The 18,720-nt window shown below is 60.0% G+C and carries 18 protein-coding genes, 1 pseudogene and 1 other annotated feature; of the genes and pseudogenes, 11 read left to right on the top strand and 8 right to left on the bottom strand.

All coding sequences use genetic code 11. The features are described 5' to 3' along the window. Nucleotides 1-216: 216 nt before the first annotated feature. The 5 genes from AC56LW_RS23510 to AC56LW_RS23490 all read right to left on the bottom strand — a co-directional run bounded on the left by AC56LW_RS23510 (nucleotide 217) and on the right by AC56LW_RS23490 (nucleotide 6,156). Entirely contained in the window at nucleotides 217-570 is a 354-nt protein-coding gene (locus AC56LW_RS23510) for a four-helix bundle copper-binding protein (protein ID WP_499638196.1), read from the bottom strand. A 497-nt stretch (nucleotides 571-1,067) separates the two neighbouring features. Beyond that, the gene (kdsA, locus tag AC56LW_RS23505; RefSeq protein WP_499638193.1) at nucleotides 1,068-1,910 is read right to left on the bottom strand and encodes a 3-deoxy-8-phosphooctulonate synthase; all 843 of its coding nucleotides are present in this window, start codon (nucleotides 1,908-1,910) and stop codon (nucleotides 1,068-1,070) included. 97 nt (nucleotides 1,911-2,007) lie between these two features. Beyond that, nucleotides 2,008-2,727, bottom strand: a complete 720-nt coding sequence (locus tag AC56LW_RS23500) for a ZIP family metal transporter (protein WP_499638190.1) — start codon at nucleotides 2,725-2,727, stop codon at nucleotides 2,008-2,010. After that, entirely contained in the window at nucleotides 2,724-5,426 is a 2,703-nt protein-coding gene (locus tag AC56LW_RS23495) for a heavy metal translocating P-type ATPase (protein ID WP_499638187.1), read from the bottom strand. Before AC56LW_RS23495 ends, AC56LW_RS23500 begins: the two co-directional genes overlap by 4 nt. Before the next feature lie 304 nt (nucleotides 5,427-5,730). Further along, nucleotides 5,731-6,156, bottom strand: a complete 426-nt coding sequence (locus AC56LW_RS23490) for a hypothetical protein (RefSeq protein WP_499638184.1) — start codon at nucleotides 6,154-6,156, stop codon at nucleotides 5,731-5,733. A 45-nt stretch (nucleotides 6,157-6,201) separates the two neighbouring features. Between AC56LW_RS23490 and AC56LW_RS23485 the strand changes: the two genes are divergently transcribed. The 3 genes from AC56LW_RS23485 to AC56LW_RS23475 all read left to right on the top strand — a co-directional run bounded on the left by AC56LW_RS23485 (nucleotide 6,202) and on the right by AC56LW_RS23475 (nucleotide 7,643). After that, nucleotides 6,202-6,672, top strand: coding sequence for an integrase core domain-containing protein (locus tag AC56LW_RS23485; protein ID WP_499638181.1), 471 nt, complete (start codon nucleotides 6,202-6,204; stop codon nucleotides 6,670-6,672). A 100-nt stretch (nucleotides 6,673-6,772) separates the two neighbouring features. Next, complete coding sequence (locus AC56LW_RS23480) at nucleotides 6,773-7,078, top strand: hypothetical protein (RefSeq protein WP_499638179.1); 306 nt, start codon at nucleotides 6,773-6,775, stop codon at nucleotides 7,076-7,078. Continuing rightward, complete coding sequence (locus tag AC56LW_RS23475) at nucleotides 7,047-7,643, top strand: SIS domain-containing protein (protein ID WP_499638176.1); 597 nt, start codon at nucleotides 7,047-7,049, stop codon at nucleotides 7,641-7,643. The genes AC56LW_RS23480 and AC56LW_RS23475 overlap by 32 nt, the downstream gene beginning before the upstream one ends. Before the next feature lie 89 nt (nucleotides 7,644-7,732). Here AC56LW_RS23475 and AC56LW_RS23470 read toward each other — a convergent pair whose 3' ends face one another. Further along, nucleotides 7,733-10,162, bottom strand: coding sequence for a heavy metal translocating P-type ATPase (locus tag AC56LW_RS23470; RefSeq protein WP_499638173.1), 2,430 nt, complete (start codon nucleotides 10,160-10,162; stop codon nucleotides 7,733-7,735). 90 nt (nucleotides 10,163-10,252) lie between these two features. Here AC56LW_RS23470 and cadR point away from each other — a divergent pair, with 90 nt between their 5' ends. The 3 genes from cadR (at nucleotide 10,253) to AC56LW_RS23455 (ending at nucleotide 13,868) form a co-directional block, all read left to right on the top strand. Continuing rightward, nucleotides 10,253-10,684, top strand: a complete 432-nt coding sequence (cadR, locus tag AC56LW_RS23465) for a Cd(II)/Pb(II)-responsive transcriptional regulator (RefSeq protein ID WP_499638170.1) — start codon at nucleotides 10,253-10,255, stop codon at nucleotides 10,682-10,684. A 177-nt stretch (nucleotides 10,685-10,861) separates the two neighbouring features. Continuing rightward, the gene (locus tag AC56LW_RS23460; protein ID WP_499638167.1) at nucleotides 10,862-12,790 is read left to right on the top strand and encodes an FTR1 family protein; all 1,929 of its coding nucleotides are present in this window, start codon (nucleotides 10,862-10,864) and stop codon (nucleotides 12,788-12,790) included. Nucleotides 12,791-13,250: 460 nt separating this feature from the next. Beyond that, a complete protein-coding gene (locus tag AC56LW_RS23455; RefSeq protein WP_499638164.1) occupies nucleotides 13,251-13,868 on the top strand; it encodes a cation efflux transmembrane domain-containing protein in 618 nt (205 codons plus the stop codon). A 62-nt stretch (nucleotides 13,869-13,930) separates the two neighbouring features. Here AC56LW_RS23455 and AC56LW_RS23450 read toward each other — a convergent pair. After that, nucleotides 13,931-14,116: pseudogene (locus AC56LW_RS23450) on the bottom strand (IS3 family transposase); the annotation flags it as partial. Between the two features lie 64 nt (nucleotides 14,117-14,180). Between AC56LW_RS23450 and AC56LW_RS23445 the strand changes: the two are divergent. From AC56LW_RS23445 to AC56LW_RS23430, 4 genes are all read left to right on the top strand, one after another. Then, nucleotides 14,181-14,867 (top strand): response regulator transcription factor, encoded by a 687-nt coding sequence (locus tag AC56LW_RS23445; RefSeq protein WP_499638215.1) that lies wholly within the window; start codon nucleotides 14,181-14,183, stop codon nucleotides 14,865-14,867. 105 nt (nucleotides 14,868-14,972) lie between these two features. Then, a complete protein-coding gene (locus tag AC56LW_RS23440; protein ID WP_499638160.1) occupies nucleotides 14,973-15,725 on the top strand; it encodes a class I SAM-dependent methyltransferase in 753 nt (250 codons plus the stop codon). Between the two features lie 15 nt (nucleotides 15,726-15,740). Further along, entirely contained in the window at nucleotides 15,741-16,457 is a 717-nt protein-coding gene (locus AC56LW_RS23435) for an IS6 family transposase (protein WP_499638158.1), read from the top strand. Between the two features lie 224 nt (nucleotides 16,458-16,681). Then, the gene (locus tag AC56LW_RS23430; protein ID WP_499638155.1) at nucleotides 16,682-16,921 is read left to right on the top strand and encodes a hypothetical protein; all 240 of its coding nucleotides are present in this window, start codon (nucleotides 16,682-16,684) and stop codon (nucleotides 16,919-16,921) included. Between the two features lie 249 nt (nucleotides 16,922-17,170). On the opposite strand, the gene AC56LW_RS23425 is transcribed toward AC56LW_RS23430, so the two are convergent. Then, nucleotides 17,171-18,393, bottom strand: a protein-coding gene (locus AC56LW_RS23425; RefSeq protein WP_499638152.1) for an IS3 family transposase whose coding sequence is annotated in 2 segments (ribosomal slippage) — nucleotides 17,171-18,105 and nucleotides 18,105-18,393 — 1,224 coding nt in all. Because the reading frame shifts where the segments join, the coding sequence is not laid out codon by codon here. Next, nucleotides 17,999-18,115 (bottom strand) — a sequence feature (AL1L pseudoknot). It overlaps the preceding gene by 117 nt. A 78-nt stretch (nucleotides 18,394-18,471) precedes the next feature. On the opposite strand from AC56LW_RS23425, the gene AC56LW_RS23420 reads away from it, so the two are divergent. Beyond that, a complete protein-coding gene (locus tag AC56LW_RS23420; protein ID WP_499638149.1) occupies nucleotides 18,472-18,606 on the top strand; it encodes a transposase in 135 nt (44 codons plus the stop codon). Nucleotides 18,607-18,720 lie beyond the last annotated feature (114 nt).

Raw genomic sequence — 18,720 nt, 5'->3', positions numbered from 1 at the left:
GCAGTTGTATCGCCAACCGTTATGGGTAAGAGCAATTAATTGCCCCGGTTCACCGCAGGGAACCGCGCCGCCGGCGACGCTCCCTTCGCATCAGCACGAGAGGGAGCAGCGCATCGGTTGTACTTGCCGCGCGGGCGACTAAGCATAAGCAATGAAGGTCACTGGACGGCGCGATCCGTAGCTCGAGCTATCTGCTACGCCAGCATATACACTATCTTAGATATCACGCTCACGGGCATGTTTGTCGCATGCAGCAGCACAGGCTTCGCATGCCGCTTGACATGCGGCGCAATGTGCATGCTTGTCAGCATGTGCTGCACACGCCGCCGCACATGCCCTGCAAATATGTGCACAGAGCGTACAGAAGTCACCGTGATGCTCCGATCCACGAGCCAGTGCATTCATGGTTGCGCTACAAATATCGGCGCAATCGAGATTGATTAATGCACAATTGGCTTCACCGCCTTCGCGAATGTCAGCCGCAGCACACGCCTGGGCTGCATGGATGGCTTCTTCACATGCCTCGATACAGGCCTTCAGGTTGTTTTCGTGCATTTTGGTAGTTTGCATATGGTCCTCCATAGCGGGTTAAAAAAAGAGAATGATTCTCATGCATTCGCAATGCTAGACCTAAGCGCAATAATTACGCGCGGAATTGGAAGTTGCCTCGCGGTCTGAAGACAGCAAAACCGTGCAAACCTGCCGATCACGCCGGTCCCCGCTCAACATCACCTACATCTGCTTCGCCCCCGCTTTCGACATCGACTCTGTTTGCCGACCGCTCAGAATCTTCAACGCTGTTGATCACGGGAGATGCATCGCTATCTACACGCTCGACATCGGCACCGACGTCCATTCCAGACGCCGTCTCAACATCGGTTTCGCTCTCGGGACGTCTGGGATCGCCTAGACACGGTGCTGGGACTTGCGCACGCTTTTTGTTGCCATCAAAATTCTCCAAAATGCGAATCAGTATTGCCTCTGGTCGCCAGCCGTTCAGGATTGCCTCTGGTCACCAGCCGTTTCGATGCACGACCAACTCCCGGGATGATGGTGCTGCTTTCGATTTACGCGATTTCGATCGGTTGCAACGATTTTACAAGGTCGTCCATCGCCTTCAGTTGTGAAAGAAATGCATCGAGGACGTTGAGGGGCAAGGCGCTGGGCCCATCGCATTTTGCAGAATCCGGATCCGGATGGGCCTCCAGGAAGATTCCACCCAGGCCCATGGCGACGCCGGCACGCGCCAACTCCACGATTTGCACACGCCTTCCTCCAGAAGTCGCACTCATCGGGTCACGCTGCTGCAGTGCATGGGTTACGTCGAAAACAAGTGGTATGCCGGGACAAGCCTTCTTCATCACGCCGAAGCCCAGCATGTCGACGACGAGATTGTCGTATCCGAAGCAGGTGCCACGATCGCACAACATGACCTGATCGTTGCCAGCCTCTTCGAATTTTTCGACGATAAGGGACGTCTGCGCTGGACTGAGGAACTGAGGCTTCTTGATATTGATAACCCGCCCCGTTTTTGCCAGCGCAATAACCATGTCGGTCTGCCTGGCCAGGAATGCAGGCAACTGAAGCACGTCGACGGTTTCGGCGACGACGGCGGCTTGAGCCGGTTCGTGAATATCGGTGAGGACGGGGACCCCAAAGGTCGTTTTGACTTTCTCCAACATTCGCATGCCGGACTCAAGTCCAGGGCCGCGAAAAGAATGTATCGACGATCGGTTCGCTTTGTCGAAGCTGGCCTTGAATACGTAGGGAATACCCAACTTGTCAGTCACCCGGACGAATTCTTCGCAGGTGCGGAGCGCCAAGTCCAGCGATTCGAATACATTAATTCCGCCAAACAGGACCAGCGGAGCGTCGTTTCCTATCTCCACATTCTCAGCAATTTTGATCATCGGTATTTTTCCTTTGTGCGACAACACTTCGCAGATGCGCAGGCGTTCAAACGAACTGCGCGGCCGGGTTATTGATTTTCTTGGCCGCAGCCTTACCTCATATCAGCATATCGATCATGAAGAGCAGGATGAACCCGAGGAAGAACATCGCCGCCTGCACGGGTGTTTCCTTGCCTTCGTGCGCTTCCACCAATAACTCCTCAGTTACCAAATAAAGCAAGGCGGCCACGCCAAACGCCAGCAAAGCGTCGATGAACACCGGGGTCACGCTGTTGAGTATGACAGCGCCGGCGCCCGCCCCTGCCAGCACCCCGATACCGAGGATCCCGGCGGTAACGCCGATCCTGATCGATGTCTGTCCGGCAGTACGCAATGACGTCGCGCAGGAGGCGCCAAGAAAAAACGTTTCCAGCACCAGGCCGATCGTGAGCAGCAGGCCTTGCTTCTCACCCGCCGCGAACGAGAGCCCGATCAATGCGCCGTCGAGGACGACGTCGACGCCCAACGCGGTGAGCAGCGCGCGCGGATCGCGGCCTTCCTCCGCGTTCCCGTCCCTCTCGCTCCACCATTTCAACCCAAGCATGAAGGCAACGCCGAGCGAGAATCCGATGAATGTGGGCCAAGGCATGCGTCGATGCATCAGGTCCGGCAACAACTCGACAGCCAGGACGCTGAACACCGTACCCGCGGCAAAATGTTGAACCGCGCTGCGCAAGCCCGCGCTCGGTTGCTTGAGGAGTGCGAGCAGCGCGCCGGCCAGGGTGGCGACGGCAGGAAGCGCCGCATAGAGCATCACTTTCGACAAGGTGGCTGTCACGACGACGCTCCTTTCGAGTCGATATCACGAAGATCCGGGGATTGAGGAGGTTTCTCGTCCAGACCCGTCGCTACGGCTGTGGCCACGGATCGGCTCGCCACGTCCGGGTAGGCGAGCAGGCGCAAGGCATTGATCACCACCAGCACGGTTGAGCCTTCATGGAACAGGACCGCAGTCCCGATATTCAGGCCGAAAATGGTCGCCGGAATCAAGACGGCGACCACACCCAGGCTTACCCACAAGTTTTGCTTGATCACCCGCTTGGTGCGGCGCGAAAGGCCGACCGCGAACGGAAGCTGGCTGAGATCGTCGCTCATCAAAGCAACATCGGCGGCCTCCAGTGCGACGTCCGAGCCGGCTGCGCCCATCGCAATGCCGACGGTGGAGTTCGCCATCGCCGGTGCATCGTTGACGCCGTCGCCTACCATGGCGACCTTGCCGTGACGTTCGCGCAAAGCCTTGATCGTCTCGACTTTCTGTTCCGGCATCAGGTCGCCCCTGGCTTCGGTCAGGCCCACCGTGCGCGCGACGGCATCCGCCACCTGCTGGTTGTCACCCGAGATCATCACCAGCCGTTCGATGCCAATCTCCCGCAACTGCGCCATCACGCCAGGCGCAGCCGCACGCGGCGTGTCCATGACGCCGATCACCCCGAGGAAGCGCGAGCCCTTCCTGACGATCATCGTGGTGCGGCCGGACTGCACCAGCTGCTCGTTGGCAGCGGCTAATTCGGGTGGCGGTCGCATGCCGTCCAGCTCACTGAACAGTATGGGCTTGGCAATGTAGACAGTCTCGCCATCGACCGAAGCCTGGACACCGCGGCCGGTGAGGCCACGCACATCGTCGGCACGGACCGCAGCAGTGCCTGGTTTAAGCCGGTCGCGCCCGCCCTTGACGAGCGCCGATGCCAGCGGGTGGTCGCTGTGCGACTCGACCGCCACGACCAGGGCCAGCAATTCGTCCTCGTTCGCGCCGCTCGCCGGAATCACATCCGTCAGTTTCGGCCGCCCTTCGGTCAGGGTGCCGGTCTTGTCGAAGGCAATCGAATTGAGGCTGCCGAGGTTTTCCAGCGGGCCGCCCCCTTTTACCAGCACACCGCTGCGCCCAGCCCGTGCCACCCCCGACAGCACGGCACTGGGCACCGAGATCGCCAATGCGCATGGGCTCGCGGCCACCAGCACGGCCATCGCGCGGTAGAAACTGGCCGAGAACGGTTCGTCGATCACCAGGAAGGCGAGCATCAGCAATGCCACGAGCGCAAGGATGACCGGGACGAATATCCGTTCGAACTTGTCGGTGAACTGCTGGGTGGGCGAACGCTGCGCCTCGGCTTCCGCCACCATCTGCACGACGCGGGCCATCGTCGATTGCGAAGCAAGGCGTGCCACCATCACCTCCATCGCGCCGACGCCGTTGATGGTGCCGGCAAATACTCGGTTGCCCGCATCGACCCGGTCGAAGGCGGTAATCGCGCCCGCTCCATTCTGGACCGGCGACTTGTCGACCGGGATGCTCTCGCCAGTCACCGGTGCCTGGTTGACGCTGGATGTGCCTTTGACGACAACGCCGTCCGCGGGCAAGCGCTCATTCGGCTTGACCAGCACGATGTCGCCCGGCGCGAGGGAAGCCACGGGAACCTCTTCCAGCTTTTCGCCTCGCTTGCGCACTGCCGTTTCCGGCGCCAGTTTGGCCAGCGCTTCGATTGCCTGCCGCGCGCGCCCCATTGCAAAATGTTCCAGCGAGTGGCCGAGGCTGAAGAGGAACAGCAACAGGCCACCTTCGGCCCAGTTTCCCAGTGCTGCCGCGCCGGCGGCGGCGACCAGCATCAGCGTATCGATTTCGAAGCGACCGGCGCGCAGGTTCTCGACCGCTTCCTTGACGGTGAAATAGCCTCCGAAGAAATAGGCGCCAACATACAAAGCCCGAGGCAGCCAATCCGGGCCGGCATCAGCGCGATCGAGCAGCCAGCCGGCCAGTACGCAGACGCCGGCGATGACGGCAGAAATGAGTTCGGTATGTTCGCCGAACACTCCGCCATGCGCATGAGTGTGTCCCGCATGACCGCCCTTGTCCTCATGCGCATGCTTGTGCCCCGCATGTCCCCCCTTTTGCTCATGCGCGTGGTTGTGACCGGCATGCCCCGCGTGGCCGCGATCTTGCTCTCGATCGCCTTCATGTTCCACCCTACTCTTGTATCCGCGGCTGTGATCGTGGTCGTGATCGTGATCGTGTTCCGTTGCCGGGCTCGCGTCAGTCAATTCCGTACCAAGGGAGTTGACAAGGTCTTCCAGCCGTGTTCGCGCCACGGCGGCGCGCTCGTATTCGATACGAATCCTGCCAGAGGCGGATACCTCGGCCTCCAGCACGCCTGGAATCTCACGCAAACGCTCCGAAAAGAGTCGCGCGCTTCGCGAGTGGAGCGGCGAGGGCGTGCAGCCGATGTAGTGGACGAACTTTTCGCTGAGTTGCGCACCCACAACACTGACTAGTTCACGCAGCCGCGACAACGTGGTGAGGGACGGGTCGTAGTGCAGGCACAGCAGAGGCGGCGATCCGTCTTGTGTCTTAATATGAACACGTTCCACTCCGGGGCGGCCTGTCAGCAGGCTGATGAGCCGCCCGACGCAAGGATCGCGCTCATCATCCACTTCGGGCAGGATCAATGGTAATTCAAGCTGAACTCGTTCCGATCGTTCCATATGGCCTCTCGTTCCTGGGAAACTCCAGAATAATGACGATGCCGGATATCGTCCGTATGCCAACGCACTGAAGCGGACCAAGTAGCGACAACCCAGCCGGCCGTTATTGCACGTAGGTGCCGACGCCCCCTCTGTGCCAATATAACTTGAGACACCTACCCGATTAATTTAGAGTACAACGGTAGGTCCCCAGCATGCACAGCCGAACGCATCAAATTAGCACTCGAGTAGAAACGAGCAACGTCCCCGCTCGCGCAGACCGTCCCGGTCCCGAGGTCGTTCCTGCCGCAAAATACGCACTTTCTCAAACGCCGAAAAGCAGCGCATTCTCGCCGCTGCCGACGCCTGCCAAGCGCTTGGCGACATCGGCGCCTTGCTGCGTCGGGAAGGCATTTATTCGTCCCATCTGGCCACTTTGCGCAAGCAGCGTCAAGCGGCCGCCACGTCCCAACAACTCGAACACAAGCGCGGCCCCAAGGTCGACGCCACCACCGCTCAGGAACGCAAGGTTCGCGACCTTGAGGCCGAGGTGGCGCGCCTGCGCGACAAGTTGGCCAAGGCCGACCTGATCATCAACGTCCAAAAAACTTTCGACCCTGCTGGGACTGAGCACCACCGACACGCCGAGCGAGCCGAAGTGATCAGCGCCGCCGACAACCTGGTTGGCGAAGTCGGTGTCGCCGCAGCGTGCCGCGCCTTGCGTCTGCCACGCAGCGCGCTGTATCGCCATCGCACCGCACAGCGGGTTTGTCCATTACCGCCAGCGGTACCGGCCGTGCCGACAAGGCGCCCGCCGCTCGCGCTGTCCGAGCATGAGCGGCGGGTCGTTCTGGACGTGCTTGACAGCCCACGCTTTGCGAACTGCGCGCCGGCGGCCATTCAAGCCCAATTGCTCGACGAGGGCCGCTACCTGGCTTCAGTGCGCACCATGTACCGCCTGCTGCAAGGCTGCGCCGACCAGCCTGGCTTCCCGTCACGCTTTGGCTCGCTTGCCGATGCGCGCGCCGAGTGCGCCGCCTTCTTCACCTGGTACAACCAGCAGCATCGCCATTCTGGCATCGGGATGATGACCCCAGAAAGCCTCCATACCGGCCGCGCCGCCGAGGTCCGCAAGCTGCGCCAAACCACGCTGGAGAGCGCGTACCAGCGCACGCCAAGTCGCTTCAAGAACCGCGTACCACAGCAAGCCAAGCTGCCGACAGCCGCTTGGATCAATCCACCAGCCACGGAGAAAAAAGTCGCCTGAAGACGAGAATTAGACTCTCACCGATTCAACCAGGTGTTTCAAATTCATTGACACGTTCCGGGTCAAGGAAGCGATCACCGGCGTACCGGGCGTCGCAAGCATGCACGACCTGCATGTGTGGTCGATTACAAGCGGCAAAGCCAGCCTGACGGTACATGTGGTCCAGCGTGCCGACGTCACCGATCCACAGGCCCTGTTGCTCGCCATCCGCCAGCTTGTCGCAGCAAGTACGACATCCATCACAGCACGATCCAGATCGAGACGACGCCTTGCGAGCAGGCAATCGAGGAGCACACCTTCGGTCCAGCAGCAGGTCATGACCATGCCGAGCATGCGGAGCACGCTGGTCACCAAGAACATGAAGGGGAAAAGCGATGATCGACCATATCAGGGCAAACCTTGTTGAGGCGCGCGAGGCGCTCGATCACCTGATCAAAGGCGACACGCAGCTCGCGAATATCGAGGCCGGGGCCACCCTCCTGATCGACTCGCTGCGCGGTGGACGGCGTGTAATCTCATGTGGCAACGGCGGCTCGATGTGCGACGCGATGCATCTGGCCGAAGAGTTGTCAGGACGGTTCCGCGAGAATCGTCCCGCAATGGCGGCCGTGGCCATCAGCGACCCGAGCTACATCACCTGCGTCGCCAACGACTATGGATACGACCAGGTCTTCGCCCGCTTCGTCGAGGGCAACGGTGGCCCTGGCGACGTCCTGTTCGCAATCAGCACGAGCGGGACCAGTCCGTCCGTTGTCCTTGCTGCGCAAGCAGCCCGCGCCAAGCGGATGAGCGTGGTTGGGTTGACTGGACGGCGCGGATCGCAGCTCGAGCAATGTGCCGATATCTGCATCTGCACAAGTGCCGGACGCTACGCTGATCGGGTGCAGGAGCTCCATATCAAGGTCATCCATATCCTGATCGAACTGGTCGAGCGGGCCCTGCAACCAGGGAATTATCTGCCGAAGGAATAAAGCGGCTGCAAAGATCGAAACGATCTGCGGCTCGCGCGGCAGGCCGCTACGGAGGTTTCGCGCCTCCGACAGCGGCCTTGCTGCTCCGCCTAGCCGCGCATTTCTCGGAACTTAAGCAGCCGGAGCCCGTTGAAGACTACCAGCAGGCTGGCGCCCATGTCCGCGAACACGGCCATCCACAAGGTAGCCGAACCGGCGATCGCCAGGACCAGGAACACTGCCTTGATCGCCAAGGCTGCGACAATATTCTGCTTCAAGATGGCAGCAGCCTGCCTGCTCAAACGAATGAACTGCGGAATCTTGCGAAGGTCGTCATCCATCAGCGCGACGTCGGCGGTTTCAATGGCGGTATCCGTGCCTGCCGCGCCCATTGCGAATCCAATGTCGGCCCGGGCCAGCGCCGGGGCATCGTTGATGCCATCGCCTACCATGCCGACGGTGCCGAATCGCGCGACCTCGTCATTGATGGCTGCGAGCTTATCCTCGGGCAGCATGTTTCCCTGGGCGCCGTCGATGCCGACCTGTCGCGCGATCGCCGTAGCCGTCACCGCATTGTCGCCGGTAAGCATGAGCGTGCGGATTCCCAACTGGTGAAGCTGGGCCACCGCTTCGCGGCTGGTTTCACGAATGGTATCGGCCACGCCAATCACGAGTAGTGGCGACGTTTCATCGCACAGCACAACGGCTGTCTTGCCTTCACCCTCCAGTTTCGACAGGACTTCTTCCGTCGCGGCACTGCAGATGCCGAGTTCCTCGACCAGGCGGTGATTGCCAAGGTAGTACCACTTGCCGTCGATCCGCCCTTTCGTGCCGCGGCCGGTTAGTGCCTCGAACTCGGTAACGTCAGCAAGGGGGAGGTTCAAGCCCAAGCTTTGCCAATGGCGGCTCACTGCAGTCGATACCGGATGGTCGGACCGATCCGCGAGCGCTGCCGCGAGCTGCAGGTGCGTGTTTGCATCTCCCCGTAAGGGCAACAGGTCCGTCACTGCGGGTTTTCCCTGGGTGATCGTCCCGGTCTTGTCCAGGGCAAGCGAGCGTAGTTTGCCGCCCTGCTCCAGGTAGACGCCGCCTTTGATGAGGATGCCGGCACGCGCCGCGGCAGCCAGGCCGCTGACGACCGTTACCGGGGTCGAGATCACCAGTGCGCAGGGGCAGGCAATCACCAGCAGCACGAGTGCTTTATAGATCCATGGCATCCATTCCCCGCCCAGCATGAGCGGCGGCACGAGGGCAACGGCAAGCGCGATAGCGAAGACGATGGGCGTATAGATGCTGGAGAACCGGTCGACGAAACGCTGGGTCGGGGCACGGCTGCCTTGCGCGTCCTCGACCGCGCGGATGATGCGCGAAAGCGTCGAGTTGCTGTGGCCCGCGGTGACACGGAATTCGAAAGAGCCAGTTTCGTTGATGGTGCCCGCGAACACCTTGTCACCGGCCGCTTTGGGTACCGGCATGCTCTCGCCCGTGATCGGCGCCTGGTTGACGGAAGACTGGCCCGTCGTCACTTCCCCGTCCAGGGCGATCCGCTCGCCGGGGGCGACGCGGGCCAACGCGCCGATCGCGACCGCGGTGGCGTCCTGCTCGGCCCAGCTACCGTCGTCCAGGCGCACGCTGACCCGCTCGGGTGTCAGTGCCATCAGGCCCTGGATGGCGTTTCTCGCACGGTCGAGCGAGCGTGCCTCGATCATCTCGGCAACCGCGAAAAGAACCATGACCATTGCCGCTTCCGGCCACTGTCCAATCAATACGGCACCAGTTACGGCGATCGACATCAGGGCATTGATATTAAGGTTGCGGTTCTTGAGCGCGATCCAGCCTTTCTTGTACACCCCCAAGCCGGTCGTGGCGATCGCAAGCAGCGATAGCAGGATGACTGGCCACCAGTTCTCGTCGCCAGTCGTCCATGCAACGATTTCGGCACCTACCGCCGCGGCCAACCCAAGCCCAAGGATCGCATACTGCCGCTTCCGGGAGAGAGGCGCCGCCCCCTCGGCTCGTCCTTGTGCTGCCCCGACAAGCACCGCCTGCATGCCGATGGACGTCAGTGCATCCTGGATCGCCGTTGCTGGCCCACTATGCCTGACGTTCAAACGGCGCTGCATGAGATTGAAGTCGAGCTGTTCAACCTGAGGCAGGCCGGACAGCTTATTACGGATGAGCGCCTCCTCAGTGGGGCAATCCATGTTCTCGATCCGGAAAACAGTACCGGTCGCCGACCCGCTTTGGTTACCGGCTTGTTCTACCACTGGATCCATGCCGACCGAACGCACTGCCGCAAGGATCGCCGCCGGGTCGTCGAGGCTATGCTCCACCCGCAGCCTGCGCTGGACAAGATTGAACTCCAGCCTTCCGACTCCTTCGACGCGCCCAAGCGCTTGCCGCAACAAACCCTCTTCCGTTGGGCAGTCCATCTGATCGATGCGAATGAGTACGGAATGGTCTTGGGCTGAAGGCGAAGTACCCAAGGTCTCGATTGGCGCGGACTTTGCGCAACACGACTTGGCCTGGCATTCCGACATGACGACTCCTTGAGAACTGTGTATAGTCCGTATTGAACACCCTATAGCGGGTACAGGGTCAAGTACTAAACTAACGCAGCGGAGTTTCTCTTGAAAATTGGCGAATTGGCGGAACGCTCAGGTTGCTTGGTTGAAACCATCCGCTACTATGAGCGCATCGGTTTGCTCGCCCCGCCTGAGCGGTTGGCAAACAATTATCGAGCCTATGACGAGTTTCATGCCGAGCGCTTGCTGTTCATTCGCCACTGCCGCGCCTTGGACATGACGCTCGATGAGATTCGGACGCTGCTCGATTTTCGCGCGGCCCCCCAAGAAAACTGCGAGGGCGTCAACGCGCTGCTCGACAAGCACATCGAGCACATCGTCGACCGTATAGCAAACCTGTCATTATTGGAAGCGCAGCTCAGAGACCTTAGGAGCCGTTGCGTGGCCACCGGAAGCACCGGCCCATGCGAGATCCTGCATGCGCTTGGCACTACGGACGCTCGCGACGAGCCAGTAAGGTCGAGCGCCAATGACTAGTCCCGAACCTTCGGCACGAATTAGTGCGCGGCCAGGCCATAGCGGACCTTTAAGTTTCACGCCGGTTACCTGCTTGCATTTCCCCATCAACGAACAGCCGAAATAATGCGCTTGACCTTCAAGTAGCTAGAAGGTGTTAAATACTAAGCTCTCGAACAGGCAAACAAGTATCCCGATATGAAGTATCCCATTTTGCGTCGGCTGATAGCCTTCGTCGTGTTCTTTGGCTGCGTGATCGGCGCGACACACGCAAACTCCACGTCGCGAGAAGCAGAAGTCCGCCAGCTCTGGCAGTTGCTTGACTATGTTGCCGTAGACTACGCCGGCGCCGTCCAGAACGGGGTGATTGTCAGCGAAATGGAATATGGCGAAATGCGGGAGTTCGCCACGCGGGCACAAAACCAGGTGCAGGCACTGCCCCCGCATCGCTTGCAGGCAGAACTGTCGGCTACCGCCACGAAACTGAAGCAGGCTGTTGAACGGAAGGAGTCACCGCAACAGGTTTCCCAACTTGCGCGACAGGCAAACCGGCTGCTTTTGGAGGCCTACCCCTTCCCTGTTGCGCCGCGCGCCCTGCCCGACCTGTCCCGGGGCGCGGCCCTATACCAGGCACAATGTGCTTCGTGCCACGGCGCGACCGGCGCCGGCGATGGAACTCTCGCAGCCAAGCTCGAACCCAAGCCGATTGCGTTTACGGATGAGGAACGCGCCCGCTCCAGGTCACTCATGGCCCTGTATCAGGTGATCAGCCAAGGTGTTGACGGCACATCGATGCCGGCCTTTGCAAACCTGTCGGAGCACGACCGTTGGTCTCTGGCGTTCCATGTCGGCACCCTGGCGTTCCAGGACGCCGATATCGAAGCGGGAAGGTCTGCATTCGCACAGAACAAGGCCGCATCCCCCGCTATTCCCGACATGAACACGCTTGTGACGGCAACCGAAGAAGAACTTGCGAAGGCAAGCTCGCCGGCAACCGCACGATCGGTACTAGGGTACGCACGCGCTCATCCTGAGGCGGTGCGGGAGCAGCAGGAACGTACCGGCATCGCCCTTGCCCGCAAGCTGCTGCGGGACAGCCTGGATGCCTTGAAGGATAATCAGCGGGCAACTGCCACTGAGCTTGCCTTGTCCGCCTACCTGGACGGCTTCGAGCCGCTCGAGGCGACGCTCGACGCCAGCGACCGTCAGCTGCTGGTGGACGTGGAGCGAACCATGCAGCTGTACCGAGGCGCGGTCGCCCAAGGCAACGTCGCGCGTGCGACCGAGTACGCCCAGCAACTGGACGCGTATTTCGTCCGTGTCGAGGACGTCACGGGTGCGAACAAGACCGATGCGACGACGGTGTTCGTGGGCGCGCTGACCATTCTCCTGCGCGAAGGCGTCGAAGCCCTATTGATTGTGATCGCGATGGTCGCGTTTCTGCGCAAGGCTGAGCGTCCAAAGGCGTTACGCTACGTACATGCCGGCTGGATCTCTGCGCTGGCCGCAGGCGCGCTGACATGGTTGGTAGCCACCCATGTAGTCAGCATCAGTGGCGCAAGCCGCGAGGTCACCGAAGGCCTGTCCTCGCTCTTCGCCGCGGCGGTATTGCTGTCGGTCGGGCTATGGATGCACCAAAAAGGCCAGGCCGGACAGTGGCAAGCCTATCTCAAGCAGCATCTGACTGCGGCGATGGAAAAACGCTCCGCATGGGCCTTGTTTGCCCTGGCTTTCATCGCGGTATACCGGGAAGTATTCGAAACTGTCCTGTTCTACTCGGCGTTAGCGGCCGACGGCAATGGCCCGGCACTATTGGGAGGATTCGTTACGGGTCTGGTCCTGCTTTCAGTAATCGCTGCCGTCTTTCTGCGTACCAGTGCGCGCATGCCGATCGGTAAGTTCTTTTCGTTCAGCTCCGTGCTGGTAGCTATCCTCGCGGTTGTTCTTGTCGGGAAAGGGATCGCAGGCCTGCAGGAAGCCGGGTGGTTGATGGCCACACCAGTTACAGGGCTGCGCATGCCTGTGCTCGGGATCTACCCGACCATACAGACTTATGGGGCGCAGCTGGTCCTGATTCTCGCAGCTGGCATTGGTTTCGGATTCAATTTGGTAAAAGCCCGCAGATAGTCACATCGAAGAGGAGCAATCATGATGAGCAACACGATCTTTTGCGTTCCGTTTGCTGCGCTCGTTCTCTTGGGCGGCTGTGCCGACCCACGATTAGGGCCGAACAGCAAAACGGGCTGGGTTACCGAATTTTATACTGCAGAGAGACTGACGGCGAATCGCCCTGCCTGCTTGGCAAATCTTAGCGACACAGAGATTGCCAGCCATCGATATGCGCAGATTACCACTCCCCACCTCCGGTCGTACAGATATGTGGACGTACTAGTACCCGACTCAATCGAGGTTCAGCTTGACGATAAGGTCGAGATATCCCCACCCTCATGCAAGGATGGGGCGTTACCGCAAGTCGTGCAGGTGCTGAAGCATTCCCGAAAAAACCATAACCTGATCCGGCAAGAACGGTGAGCGGCCCTGCAGATTGGGCCACGCGTGCTTCCTTTGAACTTTTTTCGGAGATCTAATGAAGGACAGTAATACCGATATCCCTGACGAACCAAGCCTGGACGCTGCTAACGAACGCGATCGCAGCATCCTATGGAAAGTTTTATTGATCAATCTGGGGCAATGCCTAGCTGGTGTTGTGGGTGGGACCTGGGCATCCTCAACCGCGGTGATCGGCGCTGGCCTCGACAACTTGGGGGACGCCGCCGTCTACGGTGTGAGTCTGTACGCTGTCGGCAGGTCCGACACGATCAAGACACGTGCAGCCGAGTTGTCCGGATGGCTCCTCATTGGATTCGCCTGTCTGTTGCTGATAGAAGTCGTCCGTCGCTTCCTCGGCGGTGAAGCCCCGTTGGGACCTGCAATGATGGGGATGGCTGCCGCAAACGCATTTCTTAACATTTATTGCATCCGCCTCTTGAAGCAGCATCGCGGCCAGGACGTCAACTTCAAAGCTTCCGCTATCTTCACGAATAACGATTCAATCGTAAACGGCGCGATCGTGTTATCGGGCGCGCTGGTGATGTGGACAAAATCCAATATTCCCGATCTGCTGCTTGGAACAGTGGTTTCGTTTATTGCTGCAAAAGGAGGATACGAAATCCTTTCGGAGGCGAAGGAGGCTCGACCAAAATAGCGGCAGGCGACGTGCTCTTAATCAGGCGGTACTCGGTGAAGCGCCCCGCCTTTCGTGGAGGCCGTCAAGATGTATGTGAAATCGCTAACCACAGCTGGTTTGGCCGCTGCGCCCTGAACTGGCGATTGACCCGGTCGAGCTCGCATGGCGCCTTCGCCTTTGCCTCCATCGTGCGCGCGACTTTGCCGCGCATCACGACGCGCGGCCCGGCCTTTCGCATTCTGGCGCTCCACGGTGCGGCGTGCCACGTTAGATGCAACCAGGTAGTGAAGGCTGCTCGTCGAGGAATTTTTCCGGCTTACAATGAAAAAAATGCGCATTCTTATAGTAGAAGACAATCCGGACATTCTCGCGAATCTGTACAGCTTCCTTGAACCGAAAGGTTACACGGTCGATTCAGCACGTAACGGATACGGCGGCCTCGCGCTGGCTTCCGAAAACGTTTATGACGTCATCATCCTGGACGTGATGCTGCCGGGCTTGAATGGCCTGGACCTTTGCCGGAAGCTTCGTTCAGATCTGCGCGTGCCGACGCCGGTTTTGATGCTGACAGCGCGCGACAGCCTCCCGGACAAGGTTGCCGGCTTTGACAGCGGCGCGGACGATTACCTGGTCAAGCCGTATTCGCTGGTGGAGCTGGACGTTCGGTTGAAAGCCTTGGTCCGTCGTGCCGGCCGATTGGTTCCGGGCCGCGAGCTGCGCTTTGGCGGACTGGTCTTTGATCCTGACTTGCAGGAGGCGTCCCGGGACGGGACGAAAATCGTGCTTACCAAGACCGGCTATATATTGTTACGCTGCCTAATGGTTGCCGCTCCGCGGATCGTGCCCCGCGAGGACCTGGAGCAGGCTGTCTGGGGTGATGACCGGCCTGAAAGCGACTCCCTGCGTACGCACATTCATGCGCTGCGCCAGGTAATCGACAAACCTTTTGCTTTTGCCATGATTCGTACCGTTCCTGGCGTTGGCTACCGACTTTCTCTTCCCGATGCGCCATGCTGATTCACTGAGCCGGCCGATTGTCGCCGCCTTTATCCTGTTCGGTATCGTGTTGTCGCTGTTCTTTACGGTGCTGGCGCACTTGCTGTCGAGGGCATCGAAGTCTACGTGGTCGACAACCGGCTGGCCGAGGTGGAGGAATGGGCCAGACCACGAGAAGCCGCGGGACTTACGGCCGACCTGCCGGCTGGCCTGCGCTTTCACCGCGGCGAAGGCATCCCCCTATCGCTGCGCGGGCAAGTATTCAAACGCAACAAGACACTTCGACTGGTGCGTGAACTGGTCCGCACGTCAAATTCCAAGCTAATCACCGTACTCGACCTTGGCTGCGGCTGGGGGGAATTGCTCGACAGGCTGATGCGCTCGCTTCCATCTGACCTCGCAACACGTTGTCTCCCCCATGGGGTCGAAATTTCGCGAGAACTTGCACGACTGTCTGATAAACGTCTGGGCCTACATGGCGGCCGGTGTGTCCATGCCTCGGCTCAGGATGGCATCCAACAGTTCGACCACCGCTATTTCGATGTGATCGTGATGGCCTCCTATCTCGAACACGAAGTCAATCCGCTGCCTGTACTGCAGGGTTGCCGGGAACGACTGAAACCGGAGGGCGCTCTCTTTATCAAGGTGCCGAATTATGCATGCCTCAACCGTCGGTTGCGGGGCGCGAAGTGGTGCGGCTTTCGCTGGCCTGATCATGTAAACTATTTCACACCGCACACCTTGCGAGCAATGCTCGACAAGGCAGGGCTGGAAATTGTAAGCATGACCGCGCTTGACCAAAGCATTCTCAGCGATAACATGTACGCGATCGCACGGCTGAAAGGGCTGTGGTGCAAACCTGCGGCTCGGCTAGAATGACAGGATTTGCCCAGGATGCGTAACCGTCCAAGTAAGATTGACCTGTTCAAGGGCCGACACTTCGAGCAAGAGATTATCGTTCTCTGTGTACGCTGGTACCTGCGCTACAAGCTGTCGTATCGTGACCTTGTCGAGATGATGGCCGAGCGGGGTCTGTCGATCGCTCACACGACAATCCTGCGCTGGGTGCAGCGTTACGCGCCAGAGTTCGACAAGCGCTGGAGCCGCTTTTCAGTGTCGGCAGGTACTTCCTGGAGAGTGGACGAAACCTACGTCAGGATCCGCGACCGGTGGGCTTATCTCTACCGGGCTGTAGACGCATCTGGCCAGACCGTCGACTTCCGGCTCAGCCCACGGCGCAACGTCGCCTCGGCCAAGGCCTTTTTCCGAAAAGCCGTACGTTCCCAAGGTCGCTCACCCGAGACAGTTACGCTGGACGGTTACGCAGCTTCTCACCGGGCCGTTCGCGAGCTTCAGCAGCAAGGCATGCTTGCCAAGGTGACGAAGCTTCGCTCGTCGAAATATCTGAACAATCTAATCGAGCAGGACCATCGCAATGTGAAGTCCAGGCTAGGGGTCATGTTGGGTCTGAAAGGCTTCGCTTCCGCTGCCACGACAATTCGAGGCGTAGAGCTCATGCATCGCATTCGCAAAGGGCAGTTCGACCTAGCTTCTCTGCAGACTCAGGGGCAAACTATGCCCAAAATCTGGGCAGCTGTTCTGGCTGCGTAACCCATCTGCACGCATGAGCCGACTGCTCGTCCCTTACGCAGAATTTGCACCAGAGCCTCGAAAACTACACCCGCGCGTCAAATGACCCTGTTGCGCTCGTTCCTTGCGAGACCGGCCCCGGCCGCTCCGCGTGGCGAGCTAAGGAGCCGGACGCCCCTGGACTATTTGCCCTCATCTCCAGCACGCAGTCAGCGGCAATACCGCTGGCGCCTGAAACCGACAGCATGACTTTCTCCGTCTTCGAGGAAGGCAACGACAAAGCGATCGGCTCACATGTCATCGAGGGCCGCCAAGGGCTCAATTTTTGGTACCTCAAGAACGTGGGCCACGAGCCAGACAAGGAATCTGGCGGGCCACGTCCGATACCGGAGTTCATCGACGACGTCGCCGCGCATCTGCTGCTTCGCTACTTCGTTGGCGAAGCTATTTCCGACATCGGCCATGCCCCTGGACTGGACCGCTAGCAAGTAACTTCACACTCCAAGCCGCCTACACTCGTGGGTGGCTTGGGTACTCCCCTCCCCTACGGTTTTCGACACCCAGCCTGTCGCAAGCCATTCTGGCAGCCTCCTTTTCCAACGCCGGCTTTCGGCACTTAGGAGCTTCCATGCACGTCCAACAAGAATCAATCCAGCAGCGATCCCGCAATTCAAATCTAGGCGCCCTGCTCGACTTGAATCGCCCCGGCTTTCGTGGAGGCCGGTTGGTGTGAGTCAGGCCGGGACGGCTTGACTGCTCAGTTGCTTGTAATAGTTTGCCTCAGCCTCCGCTGGCGGTATATACCCGAGCGGTTCCAGCAGGCGGTGGTGGTTAAACCAGGACACCCATTCCAGCGTGGCCAGTTCGACGGCTTCACGCGTTTTCCAGGGAGCGCGGCGGTGGATCAGTTCAGCCTTGTAGAGCCCGTTAATGGTCTCGGCCAAGGCGTTGTCGTAGCTGTCGCCTTTGCTACCCACAGACGGTTCGATGCCGGCTTCTGCCAAGCGCTCGCTGTACTTTATAGACACGTATTGGGAGCCCCTGTCGCTATGATGGACCAGCTCGTTCCGTTCGGGCTGACGCGCGTACAACGCCTGCTCCAGTGCATCGAGCACGAAGTCAGTCCGCATCGAGCTGCTGACCCGCCAGCCGACGATCCGTCGGGCAAAGACGTCGATGACGAAGGCGACGTAGACGAAACCTTGCCAGGTCGAGACGTACGTGAAGTCGGAAACCCACAACTGGTTCGGCCGCTGCGCCTTGAACTGGCGGTTGACCCGGTCGAGCGGGCATGGCGCCTTCGCATCGGCAACCGTCGTGCGTACGACTTTGCCGCGCATGACGCCTCGCAGGCCGGCCTTGCGCATCAAGCGCTCGACCGTGCAGCGGGCCACGTCGGTCCCCTCACGTCGCAACTGCCGCCACACCTTGTCGGCGCCGTAGACCTGCAAGTTCGCCTGCCAGACCCGCTCAATGTCAGCGCTCAGCACATCGTCGCGCTGGGCACGTGGGCAACGCAATGCCGGGTTGCGCTGCTGCGCAGCGTGGCGCCAGTAGCCCGACGGCGCGACCTGCATCACCTTGCAGATCGGCTCGACACCGTAGGCATGGCGGTACCGGTCGATGAATGCCCTCACGGCTTGAAGCGGCGGTCGAGCTCCGCCTGGGCGAAAAACGCACTCGCCAGACGCAGGATCTCGTTTGCCTTGCGCAGCTCACGCACCTCTCGTTCGAGCGCCTTCACGCGCTCCTCTTCGACCGTCGTCGGCCCAGGCCGCTGGCCGGTATCACGCTCCTGCTGGCGTACCCAGCGGCGCAGCGTCTCTGGCGTGCAGCCGATCTTGGCGGCGATCGACGTGATCGCTGCCCACTGCGACTCGTACTGGCTGCCGGCTTCGCTGACCATGCGCACGGCGCGCTCGATGACTTCAGGGGAATACTTGGGTTGCTTTTTCATAGCTCCATTCTCTCAAACAATGGAGCCTCTACAAAACTGAACTGACCCCCAAGAGTTGGACACAACCTTGGAGGTTTTATGAGGACGTTCGACATTAAGTTCAAACGCAAGGTGGTCCGGGCGTATCTTTCTGGCAAGGGAGGATACAAGCTCCTCGCTGCCAAGTTCGACATCGCTGACAGCCTGGTCAGGAGATGGGTCGGGGCGTATTGAGATAGCCCCCTGATCCACCGGACACAGTCGATGCGGTATCCTTACGGATAGGAATACGACTGTGAATATGACTAGGAACAACCAAACCATCGAAGTAGTGACGGTGTCGGAGGA

Source organism: Telluria sp. LT2P80 (assembly GCF_059685955.1).
The sequence above is the reverse complement of the archived record's forward strand: the minus strand, read 5'-3'. Positions and strand labels throughout refer to the sequence as shown.